The sequence below is a fragment of the Pseudoxanthomonas yeongjuensis genome (assembly GCF_010093345.1).
Lineage (GTDB): Bacteria > Pseudomonadota > Gammaproteobacteria > Xanthomonadales > Xanthomonadaceae > Pseudoxanthomonas_A > Pseudoxanthomonas_A yeongjuensis.
On the sequence record NZ_PDWT01000001.1, the window covers coordinates 619,542 to 642,404 of the forward strand.

21 protein-coding genes are annotated in these 22,863 nt (G+C 63.6%); 7 read left to right on the forward strand and 14 right to left on the reverse strand.

The window, feature by feature from the left end:
* Positions 1–2,166, forward strand: a complete 2,166-nt coding sequence (locus CSC74_RS02820; RefSeq protein ID WP_162312892.1) for an ATP-binding protein — start codon at positions 1–3, stop codon at positions 2,164–2,166.
* Positions 2,167–2,218: 52 nt separating this feature from the next.
* Here the strand turns inward: CSC74_RS02820 and CSC74_RS02825 are convergent, their stop codons facing one another.
* Positions 2,219–3,091, reverse strand: coding sequence for a crotonase/enoyl-CoA hydratase family protein (locus CSC74_RS02825; protein ID WP_162312893.1), 873 nt, complete (start codon positions 3,089–3,091; stop codon positions 2,219–2,221).
* Between the two features lie 258 nt (positions 3,092–3,349).
* Positions 3,350–5,035, reverse strand: a complete 1,686-nt coding sequence (locus tag CSC74_RS02830; RefSeq protein WP_162312894.1) for a long-chain fatty acid--CoA ligase — start codon at positions 5,033–5,035, stop codon at positions 3,350–3,352.
* Positions 5,036–5,156: 121 nt separating this feature from the next.
* Between CSC74_RS02830 and CSC74_RS02835 the strand changes: the two genes are divergently transcribed.
* Positions 5,157–5,606, forward strand: a complete 450-nt coding sequence (locus tag CSC74_RS02835; protein WP_162312895.1) for a nuclear transport factor 2 family protein — start codon at positions 5,157–5,159, stop codon at positions 5,604–5,606.
* A gap of 51 nt (positions 5,607–5,657) precedes the next feature.
* Here CSC74_RS02835 and CSC74_RS02840 read toward each other — a convergent pair whose 3' ends face one another.
* Positions 5,658–6,227, reverse strand: a complete 570-nt coding sequence (locus CSC74_RS02840; protein WP_162312896.1) for a hypothetical protein — start codon at positions 6,225–6,227, stop codon at positions 5,658–5,660.
* 104 nt (positions 6,228–6,331) lie between these two features.
* Positions 6,332–9,097, reverse strand: a complete 2,766-nt coding sequence (gene acnA, locus CSC74_RS02845) for an aconitate hydratase AcnA (RefSeq protein ID WP_162312897.1) — start codon at positions 9,095–9,097, stop codon at positions 6,332–6,334.
* Between the two features lie 204 nt (positions 9,098–9,301).
* On the opposite strand from acnA, the gene CSC74_RS02850 reads away from it, so the two are divergent.
* The 3 genes from CSC74_RS02850 to acnB are packed head-to-tail and all read left to right on the forward strand — an operon-like array spanning position 9,302 to position 12,589.
* On the forward strand, positions 9,302–9,547 hold the full coding sequence (locus CSC74_RS02850) for an AbrB/MazE/SpoVT family DNA-binding domain-containing protein (protein WP_162312898.1): 246 nt from the start codon (positions 9,302–9,304) through the stop codon (positions 9,545–9,547).
* A 14-nt stretch (positions 9,548–9,561) separates the two neighbouring features.
* Complete coding sequence (locus CSC74_RS02855) at positions 9,562–9,963, forward strand: type II toxin-antitoxin system VapC family toxin (RefSeq protein ID WP_162312899.1); 402 nt, start codon at positions 9,562–9,564, stop codon at positions 9,961–9,963.
* A 40-nt stretch (positions 9,964–10,003) separates the two neighbouring features.
* Entirely contained in the window at positions 10,004–12,589 is a 2,586-nt protein-coding gene (gene acnB / locus CSC74_RS02860; RefSeq protein WP_162312900.1) for a bifunctional aconitate hydratase 2/2-methylisocitrate dehydratase, read from the forward strand.
* A 170-nt stretch (positions 12,590–12,759) separates the two neighbouring features.
* Here acnB and hflD read toward each other — a convergent pair whose 3' ends face one another.
* Genes hflD through CSC74_RS02880 form a run of 4 tightly spaced genes read right to left on the reverse strand, consistent with a single transcriptional unit; the run spans position 12,760 to position 15,467 of the window.
* Positions 12,760–13,374 (reverse strand): high frequency lysogenization protein HflD, encoded by a 615-nt coding sequence (hflD, locus tag CSC74_RS02865; protein ID WP_246192920.1) that lies wholly within the window; start codon positions 13,372–13,374, stop codon positions 12,760–12,762.
* Positions 13,371–14,489, reverse strand: a complete 1,119-nt coding sequence (gene mnmA, locus CSC74_RS02870) for a tRNA 2-thiouridine(34) synthase MnmA (RefSeq protein ID WP_162312902.1) — start codon at positions 14,487–14,489, stop codon at positions 13,371–13,373. Before mnmA ends, hflD begins: the two co-directional genes overlap by 4 nt.
* Positions 14,486–14,962, reverse strand: a complete 477-nt coding sequence (locus CSC74_RS02875; protein WP_211369536.1) for an NUDIX hydrolase — start codon at positions 14,960–14,962, stop codon at positions 14,486–14,488. Before CSC74_RS02875 ends, mnmA begins: the two co-directional genes overlap by 4 nt.
* Before the next feature lies 1 nt (position 14,963).
* Positions 14,964–15,467, reverse strand: coding sequence for a hypothetical protein (locus CSC74_RS02880; protein WP_246192922.1), 504 nt, complete (start codon positions 15,465–15,467; stop codon positions 14,964–14,966).
* A gap of 70 nt (positions 15,468–15,537) precedes the next feature.
* Here CSC74_RS02880 and clpS point away from each other — a divergent pair, with 70 nt between their 5' ends.
* Positions 15,538–15,858, forward strand: a complete 321-nt coding sequence (gene clpS / locus CSC74_RS02885; protein ID WP_162312904.1) for an ATP-dependent Clp protease adapter ClpS — start codon at positions 15,538–15,540, stop codon at positions 15,856–15,858.
* A 224-nt stretch (positions 15,859–16,082) separates the two neighbouring features.
* Positions 16,083–18,365: an ATP-dependent Clp protease ATP-binding subunit ClpA gene (clpA, locus tag CSC74_RS02890; protein ID WP_162312905.1), complete on the forward strand. Its 2,283-nt coding sequence runs from the start codon at positions 16,083–16,085 to the stop codon at positions 18,363–18,365.
* A 41-nt stretch (positions 18,366–18,406) separates the two neighbouring features.
* On the opposite strand, the gene CSC74_RS02895 is transcribed toward clpA, so the two are convergent.
* The 6 genes from CSC74_RS02895 to trxB form a co-directional block, all read right to left on the reverse strand.
* Positions 18,407–18,775 (reverse strand): hypothetical protein, encoded by a 369-nt coding sequence (locus CSC74_RS02895; protein WP_162312906.1) that lies wholly within the window; start codon positions 18,773–18,775, stop codon positions 18,407–18,409.
* 135 nt (positions 18,776–18,910) lie between these two features.
* Positions 18,911–19,129 carry a translation initiation factor IF-1 gene (gene infA / locus CSC74_RS02900; RefSeq protein WP_079726088.1) on the reverse strand — a complete coding sequence of 73 codons (219 nt, stop codon included), beginning with the start codon at positions 19,127–19,129 and terminating at the stop codon, positions 18,911–18,913.
* Between the two features lie 83 nt (positions 19,130–19,212).
* Positions 19,213–19,956, reverse strand: a complete 744-nt coding sequence (gene aat, locus CSC74_RS02905) for a leucyl/phenylalanyl-tRNA--protein transferase (protein WP_162312907.1) — start codon at positions 19,954–19,956, stop codon at positions 19,213–19,215.
* A gap of 114 nt (positions 19,957–20,070) precedes the next feature.
* Positions 20,071–21,213, reverse strand: a complete 1,143-nt coding sequence (locus CSC74_RS02910) for a GNAT family N-acetyltransferase (protein WP_162312908.1) — start codon at positions 21,211–21,213, stop codon at positions 20,071–20,073.
* Positions 21,210–21,647: a GNAT family N-acetyltransferase gene (locus CSC74_RS02915; RefSeq protein WP_162312909.1), complete on the reverse strand. Its 438-nt coding sequence runs from the start codon at positions 21,645–21,647 to the stop codon at positions 21,210–21,212. Before CSC74_RS02915 ends, CSC74_RS02910 begins: the two co-directional genes overlap by 4 nt.
* Positions 21,647–22,615: a thioredoxin-disulfide reductase gene (gene trxB, locus CSC74_RS02920; RefSeq protein WP_162312910.1), complete on the reverse strand. Its 969-nt coding sequence runs from the start codon at positions 22,613–22,615 to the stop codon at positions 21,647–21,649. The genes CSC74_RS02915 and trxB overlap by 1 nt, the downstream gene beginning before the upstream one ends.
* Positions 22,616–22,863 lie beyond the last annotated feature (248 nt).

The following is a 22,863-nucleotide window of genomic DNA, read 5'->3' on the forward strand; positions in this document are numbered from 1 at the left end:
ATGAACAACCTGTCGACATGGCTGCGGACGAGGCTGTCCAACCGCCCTGACAGCGAGCACGGCCAGGCCCTGGTCCGGTTGATGATCTTCGTCGGGGTCATGGCCTACCTGCTGCTCGGTGCCGCGCTCGGCGGGGTTGCGCAGGATGTGTCGCAAACCGCGCTGGCCATGAGCAGCATCGGCGTGGCCATCGGTTCGGTGCTGTTCTGCTGGATCCTGTGGGCTCCGGGCAAGTCGAATGTGCGCCGGATCATCGGCATGGTCGCCGACTACGGGTTGATGTCCACGGCCATGGCCCTCATGGGTGAGCCGCTGGCCTGGCTGTACGTGATCATGATGTGGGTGACGGTCGGCAACGGCCTGCGTTACGGCAACCGCTTCCTGACGGGGGCCGTCAGCATGGCCACGATCGGCTTCTCCGTGGTGGTGTTGACCAATTCCTACTGGGGAAACAACCTCAGCCTGGGTATCGGCCTGCTGGTCGGGCTGGTAGCCGTGCCCATGTACCTGTCGGGACTGCTGCGGCAGTTGACCCGGGCCACGCAGGAAGCGCATCGCGCCAACGAGGCGAAGACCCGCTTCCTGGCCAACATGAGCCATGAATTCCGCACCCCGTTGAATGGCCTGTCGGGCATGTCGGAGCTGCTGGCGACCACCAAGCTCGATAGCGAGCAGCGCGAGTGCCTGTCCACCATCCAGGCCTCGACCCGCAGCATGCTGGCGCTGGTCGAGGATGTGCTGGACATTTCCGCGATCGAGGCGGGCAAGCTCAAGCTCGATATCGTCGAGTTCTCGCCGCGCGAACTGATCGACAACGTCGGCATGATCCTGCTGCCCCAGGCGCGCGCCAAGAAGCTGAGTTACGAAGTCAAGATCGGCGCGGACGTGCCGGGCAAGTTGCGCGGCGATACCCGCCACCTTCGCCAGGTCCTGCTGAACCTGGCAGGCAACGCGGTCAAGTTCACCGACCTGGGCAGCGTGCGCCTGGAGGTGACGACGTTCGCTACCGCAGGCGACAAGGTCGGCCTGCGTTTCACCGTCACCGATACCGGCATCGGCATCCCGGTCAGCATGCAGGCGAGGTTGTTCGAGGCATTCGAGCAGGCGGACGTCAGCCTGTCGCGACGCTACGGCGGCACCGGCCTGGGCACCACCATCGCCAAGGCGCTTGCCGAAGCCATGGGCGGCAGCATCGGTTTCGAGAGCGCCGAGCAACGCGGCAGCCGCTTCTGGGTCGACATTCCCTTCGACATCGCCACCACGCCCGCCACTGTGGTGCCGGCCTGGATCGAAGACCAGAACCCGCACGGCGCGGAAAACATCATCGCCTTCTCGGATCCGTTCCTGCGCCATCGCGCCCGCGTGCGCAGCCTGCAGATACTGGTCGCCGACGACCATGAAGCCAACCGCATGGTGGTGCAGCGCCTGCTGCAGAAGGCGGGGCATCGCGTGGTCTGCGTCAATGGCGGCGAAGAAGTGCTGGATGCGCTGGAAATCGCCGACTACGACACCGTCATCGTCGACCTGCACATGCCGGGCATCAGTGGGCTCGACCTGCTGAAGCAGTTGCGGGTCATGGAAGCTGGCGGTGGACGGCGCACACCCGTACTGGTGCTGAGCGCCGACGTCACTCCCGACGCGATCTCGCGCTGCGAGCAGGCCGGTGCACGAGCCTTCCTGGCCAAGCCGATCGTGGCCGCGAGGTTGCTAGACGTACTGGCCGAGATCGCCAACAACGGCCGCGTCACCACGCCCGTGCCGGTGGAAAGGCCGGAGATCGCGGTCTCTGACGATGTGCTGGACCCGGGCGTACTCAACGAACTCAGCGCCCTGGGCATGGGCGAAAGTTTCGAACGCGAGTTCATCATCCAGTGCCTCAACGATGCCGATGGCTGCATCGGTGCGATGGCGCATGCGATGGAGCAGGGCAATGGCGGGCACATGCGCGAACATGCGCATGCACTCAAAGGCGTGGCCAGCAATCTTGGACTGGTGAAGCTCGCGGCCGCGAGCGGCGAAATGATGCGGCTGGCGGACTCCGAGATATCGAAGGAGTGGCGCCAGCGGCTGGCCATGCTCAACTCGCACCTCAGCCATGGACGCGCCGCGCTTGAAGCGCGTGCGCGCAATAACCATGGCTCGCTCGACAAGGGCGAGCGCAACTGACTACGGACTGGCTGGTTTCCCCGTTCCCCGTTTTGTTAGAAGCACGCGCCGATCAGGCCACGTTCGATGCCCCAAGGCGCCTTTCCTGGGCGCGCACGATGCGCTCCATCATGCGCAACGACTTGTCGCCCAATGCCAGCGCCGTATCCACCCATACTTCGGTGATGCCCATCAGTTCGTCGTAACCCACGCGCTGGGCGATGTTGCGGACCGAGTTCATGGCCAGGTGCGCGTGCGGTGCGCGTTGCTGCTGACGGATCAGTTCCTGGACGGCGATTTCGCCTTGGCCCTTGGGAACCAGCACATCGACCACGCCCATCCGGTACATCTCGTCGCTGGTATAGATGTTTCCGTCCAGGATGATCTTCTCGGCCAGTTGCGGCGATACGCGCTTGCACAGGAACGAGTAGGCGCCCATGCCCGGGAACAGCCCGAACAGCACTTCCGGCAGGCCCATGCCAACGCCTTCCTCGGCCACGATGGTGTGGCAAGCGAGGGCCATTTCCAGGCCGCCGCCCAGCGCATCGCCCTGGACCAGTGCGATCGTGCGTACGTCGCCACCCAGTCCGGTATGCAATCCATAGACGCCATCGATGCAACGGCGTGCATAGGCAAGCAGGTGTTCGCGGTCGTTGGCGCGAATCAGCTGCGAGAACAATTCCAGGTCTCCGCCCAGGTTGAATGCCGAAGCCGCCGAGGCCAGCACGAAGTGGCGCAGTTGGCCGGGCCGGCGCTCGCTGTCGCGCTTGATGATCGAAGAAGTGAAACTCCACATGTCGTCCAGCAGATCGTTGCGGAAGCACGGACGCATGCCGCTGCCGATGTTGTCGTGCATGTACAGCCAGTGGCTGTCGCCAGCTGGTGAGGATTCGGCACGGATGGTGGGGTAGGTGCGGCTGCGCTGCAGTTTCTCGACATTGCTCATTTTCGGATCCTCGACGGGTGGTTTGCGTTGTATGGGGTGGAGAAGGGCCGGTAATCCGGGGGGCTTGGTTCCCGGGATCGTACACCTGAACGAAGCATTAAAAAGCCTTGTGGGCGTTCTGATGCCCGCTCAAAACGGCTTCCAATCAGGCACTTGCCGGAAAAGTGTGACCTATGTCATAAAATGTGGCCAGTAAGCCCGGTTCCGGGCACCAGGCAAAAAAAAGACCGGCGTTAGCCGGTCTTGGGGAAAACCCGATTACTGGGCGGCAGGGGGTGGGTCGCGCAGCTCCTTCCGCAGGATCTTGCCGACATTGGTCTTCGGGAGTTCGGTGCGGAATTCGACCAGCTTCGGCTGCTTGTAACCGGTCATGTTTTCGCGGCAGAAAGCCTTCACTTGTTCGGCGGTGAGCGAGGGATCCTTCTTGACGATGAACACCTTGACCGCCTCGCCGGATTTTTCGTCGGGCACGCCGATCGCGGCGACCTCGAGCACGCCCTCCATACCCGCGATCACGTCCTCGACCTCGTTCGGATACACGTTGAAACCCGAAACCAGGATCATGTCCTTCTTGCGATCGACGATGTAGAAGAAGCCTTCCTCATCCATCTTGGCCATGTCGCCGGTGTGCAACCAGCCATCGGCATCGATCACGTTGGCGGTTTCCTCCGGGCGCTGCCAATAGCCTTTCATGACCTGCGGCCCCTTGACGCACAGCTCGCCGACTTCGCCCAGTACGGCGAGGATATTGCCGTCGTCGTCCTTCAGGCAGACGTCTGTGGACGGGATCGGCAACCCGATCGCTCCGTTGTAATCCTTCAGGTCGGGGGGGTTGATGCATGCCGCGGGCGAGGTCTCGGTCAGGCCATAGGCCTCGACCAGGGTCACGCCAGTGGCTTTCTTCCATTTCTCCGCCACGGCGCGCTGCACGGCCATGCCGCCGCCCAGGGTCATCTTGAGGTGACTGAAATCTATCTGGTCGAAGCCTGGCGTGTTCAACAATCCATTGAACAGGGTATTGACGCCGGTGATGGCGGTGAACGGAATCTTGCCGAGTTCCTTGACGAAACCGGGCATGTCGCGAGGATTGGTGATGAGATAGTTTTCGGCTCCGAATTTCATGAAAACCAGGCAATTCGCGGTCAATGCGAAGATGTGGTACAGCGGCAGGGCAGTGACGATGAGTTCCTGTCCGGCCACCGCACTGCCGCCGATCCATACCGATGCCTGCTGCATGTTCGCGACCAGGTTGCGGTGGGTCAGCATCGCGCCCTTGGCCACGCCGGTGGTGCCGCCGGTGTACTGCAGGAAGGCGATGTCCTCGCCATCGATGTCGATTTCGGGAAGCTTGTGCATGCGTCCCAGGGTCAGCGCGTCCTTGAAGCGCACCGCCCCGGGGATGTCGTAATCGGGGATGAGCTTTTTCACGTACTTCAGCATGAAGTTGACGATCGCGCCCTTCGGAAAGCCGACCAGGTCGCCCAGTCCGGTAGTGATGACCTGTTTCAGCGGCGTGTCCGCCACCACTTGCTGCACGGTATGGCCGAAGTTGTCCACCACCACCAGCACGCTGGCGCCGGAATCGGTCAGCTGGTGCTTGAGTTCGCGCGCGGTGTACATCGGGTTGACGTTCACCACGGTCAGCCCGGCGCGCAGGATGCCGAAGATGGCGATGGGATACTGCAGGCAGTTCGGCGCCATGATGGCGACGCGATCGCCCTTTTTCAGCTTCAATTCGCCCAGCAGGTAAGCCGCGAAATGACGGCTGAGCACTTCGATTTCACGATAGGTCAGGGTCTTGCCAAAGTTGGAGAACGCAGGGCGGTCGTTGAAATTGCCGACTGCGGTCTCGAACACCGAGACGATGGACCGGTACTCGTCCATATCTATTTCACGCGGCACGCCTTGCGGGTAATTCTTAAACCATGGACGATCCTGACTCATCTCTTGCTCCCTCCCCAGGGCCTTTGGTTTGGATGGTGCGCCACACGCAGAAGCGCATGGCGGCTGTGGGGTTCCACCATGCGAGCATACCGCCCCGGATGGAAAACACGAAGCCATTCCCATGAACCAGCGAACAGGATGGAAAGGGCTCCTCTTCGGCCTGACCTCGTGCGCCCTGATGGCGATCTCCGCCTGCCATCGAGACTCTCCCGAGGCGGCCTTGCGCACGCAATTGCAGGAAATGCAGTCGGCCGCCGGCGAGGGCAGGATCGATGATTTCATGGCAAGCGTAACCGGCGATTTCGCCGGCAACGAGGGCATCGATCGTGCTGCGCTGCACAATATGCTGCAGATGCTAGTGCTCGGCAAGTCCAATCCGAGCACTATCACCGGTCCGCTGCGGATCGAGATGCGAGGCGATCAGCCGATTGTGCGATTCGACGCGCTCCTGGCTGGCGGCAGCGGACGTTTCCTGCCCGACAGTGCGCAGAGTTATTCCATCACCAGCGGCTGGCGTATCGAAGGGAGCGAGTGGCGCGTGTATTACGCGCAGTGGGAACCGATGCTCTGATTCGCACGCCCTGATCCGCATGTTCCGATCCACCAGATCATGCGCAGCCGCTCATTTGCATCTGGAATAGGGCGACCCCGCCACCAGGGCGCTGTTGCGCGGGGTCAGCGCAGGACCACCTTTCCAGCCCTCGTCATGACCGGCAATGGTCAGGATGCCTTTGTTCTCCTCGGCATTGAACATCATGATGATCGGGTAGCCATCCTGGCCGTTGCGGAACGGGAAGAACACCCGGCTGATACCTTCGTAGTTGTCGCTGGCGCCGCCGAAATAACTGGCCGCGAACTCCGGATTGGTTACCCGCGCCTTGGCCCCGGCAACCTCGAAAGTCATGCCGCCCGCGTCGACGACGATCTGCGGCTGGCGCTTGCAATTGCCCGCGGGGGCATAACGGCCATGAAGATCGCTGAAATCCTTCATGCCGTTGATTTCCACCGCCTGCACCTGCAGACACGCGCCTGCCAGCAGGCCCAGGGAAGCGATGCGCAATATGGAAGTCAGTCGTTGCATGTACGGGTCTCCGGACAGGCGAGGCGACAAAGCGATGGCATATCCCTGCACCGATGGGTTGAACCGTCCCGTTCGATGACGACAACGCCAGGCGGTGTTGCCGGCGGCCATGCATTTCGGCATGCCGAAATGCGCGACAGCGACCTCTGTCACGCCAGATCCGATGCCCCCCAGGGCAGGCGGGGGACATCGGACCGGTCCGCTACCGCAGCGGGTTACGCGGCTTTCTTTGCCGCCAGTTGGCGGAGCACGTAGTGCAACAGGCCGCCATTGCGGAAATATTCCACTTCCTTCGGCGTGAGCAACAGCACTTTGGCCTCGAACTCCAGCGTGCTGCCATCCTTGCGCGTCGCGGTGACCGTGGCATGTTTGCCGGCGCCATCCTGCAGACCGGTGATGTCGAAGGTTTCCGAACCATCCAGGCCCAGGGTCTGCGCGTTTTCGCCCTGCTTGAACTGCAGCGGCAGCACGCCCATGCCGACCAGGTTCGAACGGTGGATGCGCTCGAAACTTTCCGCGACCACTGCCTTCACCCCGAGCAGATTGGTGCCCTTGGCCGCCCAGTCGCGCGAGGAACCCGTGCCGTATTCCTTGCCGGCGAAGACCACCAGCGGCACGCCATCGGTCTTGTATTTCATCGCCGCATCGTAGATCGACAACTTCTCGCCAGCCGCGTTCGCGTCGCTGAAATACAGGGTATTGCCGCCTTCCTCGCCACCAAGCATCCGGTTCCTGATGCGGATATTGGCGAAGGTGCCGCGGACCATGACGTCGTCGTTGCCGCGGCGCGAGCCATAACTGTTGAAGTCGGCCGGTTGCACGCCGCGCTCCTGCAGGAAACGGCCGGCGGGCGAGTCCTTCTTGATGTTGCCGGCCGGCGAGATGTGGTCGGTGGTGATGGAATCGCCGAACAGGCCGAGCACGCGGGCGCCGTGCACGTCGTCGATGCTGCCGACCTGCATGGTCATGCCGTCGAAGTAGGGCGGGTTCTTGATGTAGGTGGAACCGGCATCCCATGCGTACAGCTCGCCATCGGGCGAGGCGATCGCATTCCAGCGGCTGTCGCCCTTGAACACGTCGGCATAGTTCTGCTTGAACATCTCCGGGCCGATGGTGCGGGCGATGGTGTCGCCGATTTCCTTGTTGCTGGGCCAGATGTCGCGCAGGAACACCGGGTTGCCATCGCCGTCCTTGCCCAGCGGCTCGGTGAGCAGGTCGATGTCGATGGTGCCGGCGATGGCGTACGCCACCACCAGCGGCGGCGAAGCCAGGTAGTTCATCTTCACTTCGGCGTGGATGCGGCCCTCGAAGTTGCGGTTGCCCGACAGCACCGCGGCCACGGCCAGGTCGTTGGCCGCGATGCCCTTGGACACCGCGTCCGGCAGCGGACCGGAATTGCCGATGCAGGTGGTGCAGCCATAGCCGACCAGGTAGAAACCCAGCTTCTCCAGTTCGCCCATCAGGCCGGCCTTGTCGAGGTAGTCGGTGACCACCAGCGAACCCGGGCCGAGCGAAGTCTTGACCCACGGCGCCGCTTTCAGGCCCTTGGCCGCCGCGTTGCGCGCCAGCAATCCGGCACCGATCATCACCGCCGGATTGGAGGTGTTGGTGCAGGAAGTGATCGCGGCGATCACCACCGAACCATCCTTGAGTTCCGCATCCTGGTCCTGCACGCGGATTTTCGAGACCGGCTTGGCCGCCAGGTGCTCGGCCTGCGGCTGGGCACCGCCTTCGGCCTTGAGTTCATCGACCGCGCAACCGGTCTTCGCTTGCCGGCCATTGGTCATCGCGCCGACGTTGTCGTGGAAGTTGGCCTTCATGTCGCCCAGCAGCACCCGGTCCTGCGGACGCTTGGGGCCGGCCAGCGACGGCTGCACTTCGGCCATGTCCAGGTGCAGGGTGGCCGAATAAGTCGCTTCGGCCTGGCCGGGTTCGTGCCACAGGCCCTGGGCCCGGGCATAGGCTTCGACCAGGGCGATCTGTTCCTCGCTGCGGCCGGACAGGCGCAGGTAGGTCAGCGATTCGGCGTCGACCGGGAAGATGCCGCAGGTGGCGCCGTATTCCGGAGCCATGTTGCCGATGGTGGCGCGATCGGCCAAGGGCAGGTGCTGCAGGCCTTCGCCGTAAAACTCGACGAACTTGCCGACCACGCCGAACTTGCGCAGCATCTGGGTGACAGTCAGCACCAGATCGGTGGCGGTCGCGCCTTCGGGCAATTTGCCGGTCAGCTTGAAGCCGACCACTTGCGGGATCAGCATCGACGAAGGCTGGCCGAGCATCGCCGCTTCGGCCTCGATACCGCCCACGCCCCAGCCGAGCACGCCGATGCCGTTGATCATGGTGGTATGCGAATCGGTGCCGAACACCGTGTCCGGGAACGCGAGAAGTTCTCCATCGACCTCACGCTCCATCACCACCCGGGCCAGGTTCTCCAGGTTGACCTGGTGGACGATGCCGGTGTTGGGCGGCACCACCTTGAAATTGCCGAAGGATTTCTGGCCCCAGCGCAGGAAGCCGTAGCGTTCCTTGTTGCGTTCGAACTCGATCCTGCCGTTGATGTCCAGCGAGTCCGGGCGGCCGAACGCGTCGACCTGCACCGAGTGGTCGATGACCAGTTCCGAAGGGATCAGCGGGTTGATCTGGCTGGCTTTGCCGCCGAGCCTGGCGACCGCGTCGCGCATCGCCGCCAGGTCGACCACGCAGGGCACGCCGGTGAAATCCTGCAGCACCACGCGCGCCGGCATGAAGGCGATCTCGGTGTCCGGTTCGCGGGTCGCATCCCATTGCGCCACGGCCTCGATATGGTCCTTGCCCACGGTCATGCCGCCGTCTTCATGGCGCAACAGGTTCTCCAGCAGGATCTTCATGGAGTAGGGCAGGCGGGCGATATCGAAACGCTGCCCCAGTTTGGGCAGGCTGAAGTAGGTGTAGGACTTGCCATTGACCTGCAGGGAGGTGCGGGTGGCGAAGGAATCACTCATGGGAGGCTCCATAGCTGGGGGAAATCGTGGCCGGTCTGATAGGGGTGCCGGATACGGTCACCACGCCGGGCGTTCTGTTCATTATCCCCAAATCCGGGGACAGGCCGTGTGACAACAAGGAGTTGTCCTTGGTTTCGAACAGTATGCTCGCTTGAGTATGGATAATAAAGTACGTATCATCAACGCATACTCAGGAGCATGCTGATGGAAGCGACCGTCGCCGAACGTGGTCAGATCACCCTGCCCAAAGCCGTGCGCGATGCGCTGGGCCTGACCAAGGGCAGCATCCTGAAAGTCGAACTGGAGAATGGGCGGATCGTCCTGCGCAAGAGCGTCGACGATGCCATTTCCCGCGCCCGCGGTCGCTTCAAGCTGGATGGTTTCGAATCCACCGATGAAGCCATGCGCGCCATCCGTGGCCGTGCGCCTGGCGATCCGCTGGATCCCTGAGCGGCCTCCCGAACATGATCGCCATCGATTCTTCCGTGCTCGTTGACCTGCTGGCCGACGGCCCACAGGCCGATGCCGCCGAGGCCTGCCTGCGCCAGTGCCTGAGCAATGGCCCGGTGGTGGTTTGCGACGTCGCCCTGGCCGAGGTCTGCAGCGCGTTGCGCGATGGCTCGGAGGCATTGAGCGTGCTGGAAGAGATGAGCATCCGCTTCAATGCGCTGGAAGCCAAGTCGGCCTTGCGCGCAGGCGAGATGCAGCGGCGCTACCGCCAACGCGGCGGCACGCGCAGCCGCGCGGTTCCCGATTTCCTGATCGGTGCCCATGCGCTATTGCAATGCGATGGCCTGATCACCCGCGACGACAGTTTCTATCGCGATTATTTCAAGGGTCTCAAGTTGATCGTTCCAGCGGCCTGAGCCTTTTCCACCTTCACCCGATTTCCCCGGAGACGTATCCATGCTGCAAGCCTACCGCCAACACGTTGCCGAGCGCGCCGCGCTCGGAATCCCGCCGCTGCCGCTGTCGGCGCAGCAGACCGCCGAAGTGATCGAATTGCTGAAGGCCCCGCCCGCGGGCGAGGAAACCTTCCTGGTCGACCTGATCACCCATCGCGTGCCCGCCGGCGTCGACGATGCGGCGAAAGTGAAGGCGTCGTACCTGGCCGCGGTGGCTTTCGGCAGCGAGCAGTGCGCGCTGATCACCCGCGAACGCGCTACCGAACTGCTGGGCACCATGCTCGGCGGCTACAACATCCATCCTCTGGTCGAATTGCTGGACGATGCGCAACTGGCTCCGATCGCCGCCGAAGCGCTGAAGAAGACCCTGCTGATGTTCGACGCCTTCCATGACGTCAAGGACAAGGCCGACGTCGGAAATGCGCACGCGCAAGGCGTGCTGAAGAGTTGGGCCGAGGCCGAGTGGTTCACCAGCCGCCCGGAAGTGCCGCAAAGCCTGACCGTGACCGTGCTCAAGGTCACCGGTGAGACCAATACCGACGACCTGTCGCCAGCACCGGATGCGACAACGCGCCCGGACATCCCGCTGCACGCGCTGGCCATGCTGAAGAACAAGCGCGATGGCATCAGCCCCGAGGAAGACGGCAAGCGCGGCCCGGTCGCGTTCATCGAATCGCTGAAGGAAAAAGGCCATCTCGTCGCTTATGTCGGCGACGTGGTCGGCACCGGTTCCAGCCGCAAGTCGGCGACCAATTCGGTGCTGTGGTTCACCGGTGAGGACATCCCGTTCATTCCGAACAAGCGTTTCGGCGGCGTCTGCCTGGGCAGCAAGATCGCCCCCATTTTCTACAACACCATGGAGGACGCCGGTGCCTTGCCGATCGAGCTCGACGTGACCCAGATGAACATGGGCGACGTGGTCGAATTGCGTCCGTACGAAGGCAAGGCGCTGAAGAACGGTGAAGTGATCGCCGAATTCCAGGTCAAGTCCGAGGTCCTGTTCGACGAAGTGCGCGCCGGTGGCCGCATCCCACTGATCATCGGCCGCGGCCTGACCGCCAAGGCCCGCGAGGCACTGGGTTTGCCGGTTTCGACCCTGTTCCGCCTGCCGCAGGTGCCCGCCGATACCGGCAAGGGCTACACCCTGGCGCAGAAGATGGTCGGCCGCGCCTGCGGTCTGCCGGAAGGGAAGGGCATGCGTCCGGGCACATATTGCGAGCCGAAGATGACTTCGGTGGGTTCGCAGGACACCACCGGCCCGATGACCCGCGACGAGCTGAAGGACCTGGCTTGCCTCGGCTTCAGCGCGGACCTGGTGATGCAGTCGTTCTGCCACACCGCCGCCTATCCGAAATCCGTGGACGTGAAGACCCATCACGAACTTCCCGCCTTCATCAGCACGCGCGGCGGCATTCCGTTGCGCCCGGGCGACGGCATCATCCACAGCTGGCTCAACCGCATGCTGTTGCCCGATACCGTCGGTACAGGCGGCGATTCGCACACGCGTTTCCCGATCGGCATTTCCTTCCCGGCCGGCTCCGGCCTGGTTGCGTTCGCCGCCGCCACCGGGGTGATGCCGCTGGACATGCCGGAATCGGTGCTGGTGCGCTTCAAGGGCGAATTGCAGCCCGGCGTAACTCTGCGCGACCTGGTCAACGCGATCCCGCTGTACGCGATCAAGGCTGGCCTGCTGACCGTGGCCAAACAGGGCAAGAAGAACATTTTCTCCGGCCGCATCCTCGAGATCGAAGGCCTGCCGGATCTGAAGGTGGAGCAGGCGTTCGAGTTGTCCGACGCCTCGGCCGAACGTTCCGCCGCCGGCTGCACCGTGCACCTGGACAAGGCGCCGATCATCGAATACATCAACAGCAATATCGTGATGCTGAAGTGGATGATCGCCGAGGGCTACCAGGACGTGCGTTCCATCACCCGCCGGATCAAGGCGATGGAAGCCTGGCTGGCCAACCCGCAGTTGCTGGAACGCGATGCCGACGCCGAATACGCGGCAGTGATCGAGATCGACCTGGCCGACGTGCATGAGCCGATCGTGGCCTGCCCGAACGATCCGGACGACGTGAAGACGCTGTCGGAAGTCGCCGGCGCAGCGATCGAGGAAGTATTCATCGGTTCGTGCATGACCAACATCGGGCATTTCCGCGCCGCATCGAAACTGCTGGAAGGCAAGCGCGACATCCCGACCAAGCTGTGGGTCGCGCCACCGACCAAGATGGACGCCGCCGAACTGACCAAGGAAGGCCATTACGGCACCTTCGGCAGCGCCGGCGCGCGCATGGAAATGCCGGGTTGCTCGCTGTGCATGGGCAACCAGGCGCAGGTGCGCGAAGGCGCCACGGTGTTCTCGACCAGCACGCGCAACTTCCCGAATCGACTGGGCAAGAACTCGAACGTGTACCTGGGTTCAGCGGAACTCGCCGCGATCTGCTCGCGCCTGGGCCGCATCCCGACCAAGACGGAATACATGGCCGACATGGGTGTACTCAGCGCCAATGGAGCGGAGATCTACCGCTACATGAATTTCGACCAGATCGAGGATTACAAGGACGTGGCGGATACGGTTTCCGCCTGACCATAAAAAAAAGCCCGGCACTGCCGGGCTTTTCTTTACCTGTAGGAGCGGGCCTTGCCCGCGATGCTTTTTGCGGAATTCCACGGAAGGGCATCGCGGGCAAGGCCCGCTCCTACGCACCGAAGGAAGCCCCCTTGGGGGACAAAAGCATCAACGCAAACACGGATGCTTCAGCGCAACCATTCGCTGGCTGCGTCGGCCATAGCGCGACGCGAGAACAGCAAGTCCCAGAAGCTGCCGCCCAGTTGCCGCCACAACACCGCCGAGCGCACCGCGGCCAGCAGGATCGCCCGGATCTCGGCGACCACCCCGGGCTGGCCCAGGTAATGCGGATTGCCTTGCACCATCACCCGCGGACGCAGATGGCTGATGGTGTCGGCATACAGGCTGCCCAGCGCGGACAGCACTTCCGGATGCGTGCTGCCGGAAGCTTCGGCCTGCGGTGCGATCTCGGCGATGCCGCCGGCGACGGCCGCGACCGTGTTGGGTTCGCCGACGAAACGGCGCTCCAGTTGCAAGACCGACAAGGCCAGGCGTGGCAGTCCCTCGTCGACATTCGCCTGCTTGTTGAAGTAGTCGCGCAACAAGCGCAAGCCGGGCGCAAGGTCCGCCACCCGGCCGTAGACCGCCTCGGGTGTATCGGCATCGATACGGAAAATACTTTCCAGCGCGGTCTGCACTACCGAAGCTTCGGATTGCCCGGTGTCGGCGATGCGCCGGACCTGGGCCAGGGCCTGGACCAGGCCGGCGAGGGCCAGCACGCGTTCGGGAAGGGGTCTGCTCAAGCTGCCTGCTCCGCAAGTTGTTGTTCCAGCGGTGCATCGGTGCGCGCGATGACCGCGCCACCCAGGCATTCATCGCCACGATATAGGACCACGGACTGTCCGGGCGTCACTGCGCGCTCGGGATCCTGGAAATGCACCTTCAATGAGCCGTCGTCCACCACGTCGACGCTGCAAGGCACGTCGGCCTGGCGATAACGCGTCTGCGCGGTGCACTCGAAATGGCCGGCCGGCGGACCGCCTTGCACCCAGTGCGCACGTTCCGACCACAGGGTCGTGGAGTGCAGATAGGGGCTTGCGGTGTCCTGGTCCACGTAGAGCACGTTGTTGGCCACGTCCTTGCCGACGACATACCACGGCGCCGCCGCCCGTCCACGCACGCCACCGATCTGCAGCCCTTCGCGCTGGCCCAGGGTGAAATAGAAAACCCCGGGATGCTCGCCGATCTTGTGCCCGGCAGGGTCGCGCATCTCGCCGGTTTTCGCCGGCAGGTAGCGGCCCAGGAATTCGCGGAAATCGCGTTCGCCGATGAAACAGATCCCGGTGGAGTCCTTCTTCGCATGGGTCGGCAACCCGGCTTCCCTGGCGATCGTGCGTAGGTCGGATTTCTGCAGTTCGCCCACCGGGAACAGGGTGGCCGACAATTGCTCCTGGCCCAGTTGATGCAGGAAATAGCTCTGATCCTTGTTGCGGTCGACCGCACGCAGCAATTTCGCAGCGCCACGATCATGGGCGATCCGCGCGTAATGGCCGGTGGCGATCTTCTCGGCGCCGAGATCGCGCGCAGCATCCAGGAAATGCTTGAACTTCACCTCACGGTTGCACAGCACGTCCGGGTTGGGGGTACGACCGGCGGCGTATTCGGCCAGAAAATGCGCGAATACTCCTTCCCAGTATTCGGCGGAAAAATCGCGGAAGTGGAAAGGAATCCCCAGCTTCCCGCAGACCGCGACCGCATCGCGGCGGTCGTCCTCGGCACGGCAATCGCCACTGCCATCGTCGGCCCAGTTCTGCATGAACAATCCGGCGACCGCTTCCCTCTCCTGGACCAGGCGCAACGCGGCCACTGACGAATCCACGCCGCCCGAAACCCCCACGATGACGCGCGGCGCGCTCATGCAACCTGCTGCAGCATGGAAAGCGGCGAACGGCGTCCGCCAAGGTAGTCCTGCACCACTTGCCAGACCAGTGGGCTGCGATGGCGCGCCTGCTGGTCGTGCAATTCGGCCGGGGTCATCCACAACGCCTGGACGATGCCATCGTCCAGTGCGCGCGTCGCATCGTGCGCCAGCGGCTCGGCGGCGAAGGCGAAACGCAGATAATGGCGACTGCCGATCCCATCGGAATCGACGGTCTTCCATTGGTAAGCGCCGATGAAAGCGGTCAGTTCCACGTCCCAGCCGGTTTCCTCTCGGGTCTCGCGCAGGGCCGCTTCGGACAGGCTTTCATCGGGCTCCAGGTGGCCGGCGGGCTGGTTGAACACCAGTTTGCCGTGGGCCCGCTCTTCCACCATCAACAGGCGCCCGTCGCGGACCACCACGGTGGCCACGGTCACGTCGGGTTGCCAGAAGCGGCCTTCGCGGTAACTCACTTCAGAGATCGTCCTTGCCGGGCGACAGTTCGGCTTCCATTTCGTCGGCCAGGCCCGAAGCGGCGCTGATCGCGTCATCCAGGGCTTCCTTGCTGGCATCGGCAGCTATTTTGACCACGAACACCGCATTCCTGCCTTGCTTGACCCAGCCCCCCAGCTTGGCCGAGTTGGAGGCCTCCAGCAGGCGGTTGGCGATGGGCGCGGCGAAATCGTCGGTTGCGGACTCGTAGGCCGGCGACCAGATTTCGCGCACCTTGTGCTCGCCATAGCTTTCCACCGCGGAAAGGATGTAGACGATCTGGCTTCGGCCCTCCTCGCCGACCTCGAAGACCAGCTTGAAGTCATTGTCTTCGTCGACTTCGTATTGGTAATCCAGTTCGGCCAGCTGGGCCTTGATGCCGGCGTCCGCAACGGACCTTTCCGGATCCTGGGCATGCGCGGGCAGGCACAGCGTCAGACCGAGGCCCGAGGCGAGTAGTGAGGCGAGGGACAATTTCCAGTGCAAGGCGGGTCTCCGGTCGGGGCATGAATTGTGCGGGCCGCGATGCGGCCCGTCCAATCCGTATAATTCTCCCATGCCCCGCAAGAACGAAAACGAACGCGACCATGGCGTGATGGTCGAAACCAGCAAGCCTGAGGTGGCGCGCCCGCCGCTATACCAGGTCCTGCTGCTCAACGACGATTACACGCCCATGGATTTCGTGGTCCTGGTGCTGCAGCAGTTCTTCGCCATGGACATCGAGAAGGCCACCCAGGTCATGCTCCACGTGCACACCCGCGGCCGTGGCGTATGCGGGGTCTATACCCGGGAAGTGGCCGAATCCAAGGTCTCCCAGGTCAACGAATACGCCCGGATGAGCCAGCATCCGCTGCTGTGCACGATGGAAAAGGCGTAGGGGCGGGGAAGGGGGCAGGGTAAATGGCGAAGAAGAAAGCCGGAATATCGGGCTTCGGCAAGCGTATAACGACACCGGACTGCCGCTTTCCCCTTTGCCATTTACCCTTTCCCCTTCACTGCTTTCCAAGCTGCTTTCCATATCCTGAACAATGAAACCCGCCAGGGTTGTGGAAATCCGCTATACAGGCCTCATATTGTGGGGAACGGCAGTCGGAGTAACCCATGTTCAGCAAAGATCTCGAGCAAACCATAGGCCAATGCTACAAGCGCGCCCGTGAGGCACGGCATGAATTCATGACCGTGGAGCACCTGCTGCTGGCCCTGCTGGACAACACCTCGGCCCAGGCCGTGCTCAAGGCCTGCGGTGGCGATGCCCCGCGCCTGCGCAACGACCTGGAGCAGGCGATCGAGGCCTCGGTTTCGCGCCTGGCCGAAGACGACGGCCGCGACACCCAGCCCACCCTGGGCTTCCAGCGCGTGCTGCAGCGCGCCGTCTACCACGTGCAGTCTTCCGGCAAAAAGGAAGTCACCGGCGCCAACGTGCTGGTGGCGATCTTCGGCGAAAAAGACTCGCATGCGGTCTATTTCCTGACCCAGCAGGACGTGACCCGCCTGGACGTAGTCAATTACCTGTCGCACGGCATCGCCAAACAGGGCGAAGAGAACGAAGCCGGCGGCCAGCCCGAAGGCGAGGGCAAGACTGGAGAAGGCACGGAAGGCGAGGGCAAGGCCGACGCCTTGGCCGAGTTCGCCAGCAACCTCAATGAAATGGCGCGCAACGGCAAGATCGACCCGCTGGTCGGCCGTGCCGACGAAGTGGAGCGCACCATCCAGATCCTGTGCCGCCGGCGCAAGAACAACCCGCTGTACGTGGGCGAAGCCGGGGTCGGCAAGACCGCCCTGGCCGAAGGCCTGGCCAAGCGCATCGTCGAGGGCCAGGTGCCCGACGTGCTGCTGGACGCCACCATCTACGCGCTGGACCTGGGCGCGCTGGTCGCGGGCACCAAGTACCGCGGCGATTTCGAGAAGCGCCTGAAAGGCGTACTGACGGCGATCAAGAAACTGCCGGGCGCGATCCTGTTCATCGACGAGATCCACACCATCATCGGCGCCGGTTCCGCCAGCGGCGGCACCATGGACGCCAGCAACCTGATCAAGCCGGCCCTTGCTTCCGGCGAGCTGCGCTGCATCGGTTCCACCACCTTCCAGGAATACCGCGGCATCTTCGAAAAGGATCGCGCGCTGGCCCGGCGCTTCCAGAAGATCGACATCGTCGAGCCCACCGTGGGCGAAACCTTCGAGATCCTGCAGGGCCTGAAGCCCAAGTACGAGACCCACCATGGCGTCACCTACGCCGACGATGCCCTGCAGGCCGCCGTGGACCTGTCGGTGAAGCACATCGGCGACCGCCTGCTGCCGGACAAGGCCATCGACGTGATCGACGAAGCCGGCGCCCGCCAGCGGCTGTTGCCGGTCGGGGTGCGCAAGGAACTGATCGACGTCGAGGAAATCGAGACCATCGTGGCCAAGATGGCGCGCATTCCCGCCAAGCAGGTGTCCTCGTCGGACAAGGACGTGCTGCAGCACCTGGAGCGCAACCTGAAGATGGTGATCTTCGGCCAGGATCCGGCCATCGAGACCCTGGCGTCGGCGATCAAGCTGGCCCGTTCGGGCCTGGCCAATCCGGACAAGCCGATCGGCAACTTCCTGTTCGCCGGCCCCACCGGCGTGGGCAAGACCGAGGTGACCAAACAGCTCGCCCTGCAACTGGGCATCGAGCTGGTCCGCTTCGACATGAGCGAATACATGGAATCGCATTCGGTCAGCCGCCTGATCGGCGCGCCTCCGGGCTATGTCGGTTTCGACCAGGGCGGCCTGCTGACCGAAAAGATCGTCAAGACCCCGCACTGCGTGTTGTTGCTGGACGAGGTGGAGAAGGCGCATCCGGACATCTTCAACATCCTGTTGCAGGTCATGGACCGCGGCATCCTCACCGACACCAATGGCCGCGAAGCCAACTTCAAGAACGTGATCCTGGTGATGACCACCAACGCCGGTGCCGCCCAGGCCGCGCGACGCACGATCGGCTTCACCCAGCAGGACCATTCCACCGACGCGATGGAAGTGATACGCAAGAGCTTCACTCCGGAATTCCGCAACCGCCTGGATGCGGTGGTGCAGTTCCAGGGACTGGGCTTCGATCACATCCTGCGGGTGGTGGACAAGTTCCTGATCGAACTGGAGATGCTGCTGCAGGAGAAGCACGTCAGCCTATCCAGCACGCCGGCCGCGCGCGACTGGCTGGCCAGGCACGGCTTCGACCCGTTGATGGGCGCACGGCCGATGACCCGCCTGATCCAGGACAGGATCAAGCGCCCGCTGGCCGACGAACTGCTGTTCGGCAAGCTGGTCGGCGGTGGTCGCGTCAGCATCGACGTCAGGGACGACGAGCTGGTGGTGGATGCGCAGTCCGAACCGGAGCGGTTGCTGCCGGCGACGGTCTGACCGACGCCGGCGCCGGCAAGTCCCTTTCTTCGCTGGCGGGGTCAACGCTGCCGGCGGCTGTACTTCTCGTACTCGATCTCATCGACGCGCAACACCTCTCGTGCGTCGCAACTGTCGCGCTTGGTCTTGACCTTGCTGGCCGCCGGGCACAACTGGTTGTCTTTCCCGTCGGTGGCTATCTTGACGCTGGAGGAAAGGGTGATGGCGCTGCAACCGCTGCCACCGAAAGCGATGCGGTAATACGCATCACCGTCCTTGACCATCAGGTATTGGGACCCAAAACGCGCTACCTGGTAATCGGGGGAAAGTTCGACGCAATCGGCAAGCGGCTCGCTGCGGTCTTTCGCATGGGCCGCGGTCGCGCATGCCGCCAACAGGACGAAGGCGATCGGGAATCTGGGTTTGAACATGGACAGGCCTGGCTGATGTGGCGACCCGGAAGCGGGCCGAACTCAGGTTAGGTTCCTGTGCGGGAAAGCGAATCTGTATGAAGTGCCGGTGACCAATTGCATGGCGCCAGGCCAAACCATGCAAAGTGCCGGTGCTTACTTCATGCGATAGGTGATCCGACCCTTGGTCAGGTCGTAAGGGGTCATTTCGACCTTGACCTTGTCGCCGGTGAGGATGCGGATGTAGTTCTTGCGCATGCGTCCGGAGATGTGGGCGATGATTTCATGCCCGTTCTCCAGCTTGACCCGGAACATGGTATTGGGCAGCGTCTCGGTGACGGTGCCTTCGAATTCAATTGAGTCGTCTTTCGACATGTAGACCTGCAGGTGTCGCGGGCGGCGCGGGGCCGTAAGAGCGGGGATTCTACGCGCCGCCCGCCCTGCATGCAAAAAAAGCGTTAACCAGCGCTGGTTTCAGCCAGTGCGGAAGCCTCAACCACGCCGAACCCGGCAGTCCAACTGCCTATTGTTCCAGCTTCCCCGGCCAGCTCCGCGACGCGGGCGAGGAATTCGGGCCGCGGCCAGCTTTCCGCGCCCAGGCTCAGCAGATGCGGGTTCTCGACCTGGGCATCGATCAGCGGCCAGCCCCATGCACGCAGGCGATGGGCCAGGGCCGCAAGGGCGACCTTGGAGCCGCCCGATTCGCCGCTGTACATGCTCTCGCCAAAGAACATCCGGCCGATCGCCACGCCATAGAGGCCTCCCACCAATCGGTCCTGGTAGAAGACTTCGACCGAATGCGCGTGGCCCAGGCGGTGCAATTGCAGGTAGGCGGACCGCATCGCGTCGGTGATCCAGGTGCCGTCCTGGCCCGGGCGGGGCGTGCCGGCGCAGGCAGCCATGACCTGGGCGAAGACGGTGTCGGCGCGCACCTGCCAGGTGCTGTGGCGTAGCCCGCGGCGGAAGCGGGAGGACAGGCGCACGCCATCGGTGCGGAACACCATGCGCGGATCCGGCGCCCACCACAGGATCGGCTGGCCTTCGGAGTACCAGGGGAAGATGCCGTGGCGATAGGCGTTGAGCAGGCGTTGCGCGGACAGATCGCCGCCGATGGCCAGCAGGCCGTCGGGCTGCCGCAGGGCGGTTTCCGCGGAAGGGAAGGGCGCCTCGGGGTCGGGCGACAGGAAAGCAGGGCGGCGCATCGAGGCAGATTAACCCGTGCATGTCGTAGGAGCGACGCGAGTCGCGACTGAAGAATAAAGCCGAACTATCGAATCGTTCCATGACCGGACTTTCAGTCGCGACTCACGTCGCTCCTACGCCGCGGTCTTGAACGGTGAGTGCGCCGCCAGCGTCGCCGCATAGCGCTCGATCGAGCGGGTTTCCTCCGCGCACCAGCGACGCAGGGCATCGGCGAACTCCGCATCGGCGATCCAGTGCCGGCTGCGCACGAAGGCCGGCAGGAAGCCCCGCGCCAGTTTGTGTTCGCCCTGCGCGCCCGGCTCGAACACCTTGAGCCCTTCGCGCAGGCAATATTCGATGCCCTGGTAGTAGCAGGTCTCGAAATGCAGGCCGGGCAGGCGGCTGTCATCCTGCATGCCGCTTGCGCCCCAGTAGCGGCCGTAGAGGGTTTCGCCGCCGCGCAGGCATAATGCTCCGGCGATCGGTCGCCCCTCGCGTTCAGCCAGGAAAATGACCAGATTGCGCGGCATGGTGCTGGCCAGATGGCGCAGGAATTCCAGGGTCAATGCCGGCGAATTGCCATAGTCGCGGAAGGTCAGCAGATAGAAGGCGAACATCGTCGCCAGGTCTCGCTCGCTGGCCTCGTCGCCATGCACCACGCGATAGCTGACGCCGGCGCGCTGCACCTTGGCGCGCTCCTGGCGGATATTCTTGCGATGTTTGTGGTCGAAGGTAGCGAGGAAACCGTCGAAGTCGCTCCAGCCAGCTTCATTGCGCCAGTGGTATTGCACGTCGATGCGCGGAAGCCAGCTCGGGTCGAACTCGCTGTCTTCCGCCGCCGTGTGGAAGTTGATGTGCGCCGAGGACAGTCCGCTGTTGCGCGATTGTTCGATCACTGCCTCCAGCAAGGCCTTCCTGTGGGCTTCCGTCCGCGCCAGCAGGCGCGGGCCGGTGACGGGCGAGTAGGGCACCGCACCCAGCCATTTCGGGAAATAATCGCGGCCATGCTGCGCATAGGCGTGCGCCCAGGCGTGGTCGAAGACGAACTCGCCATGGGAATTGGTCTTCAGGTAACCCGGTGCGGCGGCGACCATGCGCTCGCCTTCCCACAAGGTGAGGTGATGCGGCGTCCAACCCCAGTCCTCGCGCAGGCAGCCGTGCTGTTCCAGGCCGGAGAGGAAGGCGTGGGTGACGAAGGGGTTGCTTCCATCGTGCAAGGCATCCCATCTGGATTCGGCAACCTGCGGCAGGTCGTCAACGATGCGCAGCCTGGTCATGCAGGCTTGCTGGCCGCTCGCCGATAGACGTCGGGATCGTGCTTCTGCATGTGCAGCTCCGGCTGGTCCAGCGCGGTGAAGCCGAGTCGGCCATACAAGCCCTGCATATCGCGCGTCACCAGGTGCCAGCGGCGCAGGCCCTGCAGGCGGGAATCCTGCATCAGGGCGCGCACGATATCGCGCCCGTAACCCTTGCCGCGATGGTCGGGAACCACGAAGACATCGGCGAGGTAGGCGAATGTGGCCTGGTCCGTCACCGCGCGGGCGAAAGCCACCTGCGCGCCATCGACGTACCCGCCATAGCAGACCGAGTTGGCCAGGGCGCGCTCAAGCGTGGGCAACGGAATGTCCGCGGCCCAGTAGGAGCTGCGCGACAGGAAACCATGGATCAGCCCGACCTCGAGTTCGGCCGGATCGGCGCTGATCCGCAGCATCACGCATCCTTGTCCAGGTAGCGCTCCGCATCCAGCGCGGCCATGCAGCCGAAGCCGGCGGAAGTAATCGCCTGGCGATAGACCTGGTCGGCCACATCGCCGGCGGCGAACACGCCGGGCACGGTGGTGGCGGTGGCTTCGCCATCCAGGCCGGTACGGATGGTGATGTAGCCGTTCTTCATTTCAAGCTGGCCTTCGAACAGGCTGGTGTTGGGGGTGTGGCCGATGGCGACGAACAAGCCGTGCGCGGTGATTTCCCGGGTGCTGCCGTCCTGCACCGACTTGACCCGCACGCCGGTCACTCCCGCCTCGTTGCCCAGTACCTCGTCGATGGCGTGGTGCCAGACCAGCTCGATCTTGCCGGCCTGGACCTTGGCGAACAGCTTGTCCTGCATGATCTTCTCCGCCCGCAGGTTGTCGCGGCGATGGACCAGGTAGACCTTGCGGGCGATGTTGGACAGGTACAGCGCTTCCTCGACCGCGGTGTTGCCGCCGCCGACCACCACCACGTCCTGGTCGCGGTAGAAGAATCCATCGCAGGTGGCGCAGGCGGAGACACCGCGGCCCTTGAAGGCCTCCTCGGATTCCAGGCCCAGGTATTTGGCCGTGGCGCCGGTGGCGATCACCAGCGCATCGGCGGTGTATTCGCCGTTGTCGCCGATCAACTTGAACGGACGCTGGGCCAGGTCCACGGTGTGGATGTGGTCGAAAATCACCTCGGTATCGAAGCGCTCGGCATGGGCCTGCATCCGGGTCATCAGGTCCGGCCCCATCAGGCCGTGGGCATCGCCCGGCCAGTTGTCCACTTCCGTCGTGGTCATCAGCTGGCCACCCTGCTGCAGGCCGGTGATCAGGACCGGCTTGAGGTTGGCGCGTGCCGCATACACCGCGGCGGTCCAGCCAGCGGGGCCGGAGCCCAGGATCAACAGGTGGCAGTGCTTGGACGAATTGGCGGAAGTAGCGCTCATGTATACTCAAAATGGTGGTGGGGAAGGCGATGCGGATGCGTTTTCGCATCGTCATCGCAGGCACATAGAGTGGCGGTGGGGCGCAGTTGAATCAAGGCGCCGGATGGAATGCGCTGGTGCGTACCGGTTGCGGAGCGCCTGGAGGACACTCCGTCGTCATGAGTCTGTCGAACCATGGTTCCCCGTGAATGCCATCCGCCGCCATGGCGTGATCCGGCGGGCTTGCAACCGATGGAATCCACGGAATG